This is a genomic window from Bartonella sp. CM120XJJH, from assembly GCF_042194715.1.
In the GTDB taxonomy this organism is placed as follows: Bacteria; Pseudomonadota; Alphaproteobacteria; order Rhizobiales; family Rhizobiaceae; genus Bartonella.
Window position 1 is genome coordinate 1 of record NZ_JBHINE010000067.1, and the last position, 1280, is coordinate 1280.

Genomic DNA, 1280 nt, shown 5'->3' on the forward strand with positions numbered 1-1280 from the left:
TAGCTCTCAGAAGTTGCTATACTAAAATTGACTATTTCTGCTCCAGAATTCATTGTTTTGCTTTCGGGATCAGCACCTAAACGCCCAATTAACATCACTTTATTTAGCATGTTTTTTCTTACCTTAAATTTGTATTTTAATACATAGAAAATCTTAGCATGATTTGCTTATTTTTTCAATTATTTCAAAAGGATATTATTGTTTTTTAATATATAAAATTATGTTTTTATCTTTTGATAAACATAAAGCCACACCACGCAAATGACATGGCTTTCTATTTTAAAGCAGGAGCCCCCCGCGCCGTTATTTACGCTGTTTTTTCACTAATGGCATCATTACTACAAACATCATCACGAAATGTTTTCTTTTCCTTAAGAGCGGCGTTACCATAAATTTTGACATCTTTGTAAACAACCGCTTTTCCATAAACTCTTGCATTATCAAAAATATGAGCACCCTCATATATATAAGCAGACCCTGATACTTTTGCATTGCCATAAACAAAGCCACTCACATCAGCACTATGCCAAACCTTGGCATTGTCATAAATTTTTGCATTTACAGCAATAAAGGCTTTCCCATAAACCACGGCATTGTTACAAACTTGACCACAAATTTTTGCATCACCATAAACCTTGGCATTGTCATTAACCACGCACGTGCTATGAACGACTCCCTTACCACGAACCCACATACTACCATTAACACTCGCATTATCAGAAACCTGTGCATTGCCATAAACATGGGTATCATGACCATAAACTTTAGCTTTACCACTCACTATAGCATTATCATAAACTTTCGCATTACCAGCAACGGCGGCTTCATTACGTACCTTTGCATTTTTACTAACAATAGCATCATATGCAACTATAGCATCATCATAGACCCAGCAATTGCCATCATGGGATAAATTGCTTTCCTTTTCAATAAACCCGCCAAGATCCCCCGCCTTGACATCATCGAAATCTCTTAATGCACGAATGCGATAAAAGTGTTTAGGTTGACGTGTATCAGCATCGCAAACTTCTTTGATTTCGTCAGTAATTTCATATTTTTTAGATATAGTTGTATTGGTCATAGGTAGTTCCCTAATCTAATATTCAATAAAATTTTAATGAGATGTTTAAAGAGAGGCACCCGATTAACGTCACTTTATTTAGCATATTTGTAGCCCCATTAGATTTGCACTTTAAAACGTATAAAATCTTAGCATAATTTGCATATTTATTCAATTATTTCAAAATGATATTATTGTTTTTTAACATATAAAATTATGT

Annotated in this window: 2 protein-coding genes; both read right to left on the reverse strand. The window is 34.1% G+C overall.

What is annotated here, in order from left to right; genetic code table 11:
- On the reverse strand, window positions 1–110 hold a 110-nt coding region (locus ACFIKU_RS09730), incomplete at its 3' end, for a single-stranded DNA-binding protein (protein WP_375657383.1).
- A 197-nt stretch (window positions 111–307) separates the two neighbouring features.
- Window positions 308–1081 carry a hypothetical protein gene (locus tag ACFIKU_RS09735; protein WP_273783654.1) on the reverse strand — a complete coding sequence of 258 codons (774 nt, stop codon included), beginning with the start codon at window positions 1079–1081 and terminating at the stop codon, window positions 308–310.
- Between the last annotated feature and the right edge of the window lie 199 nt (window positions 1082–1280).

Excerpts from the sequence above, each read along its gene's own strand:
- ACFIKU_RS09735 (WP_273783654.1), bottom strand. The coding sequence starts at position 1,081 with ATGACCAATACAACTATATCTAAAAAATATGAAATTACTGACGAAATC.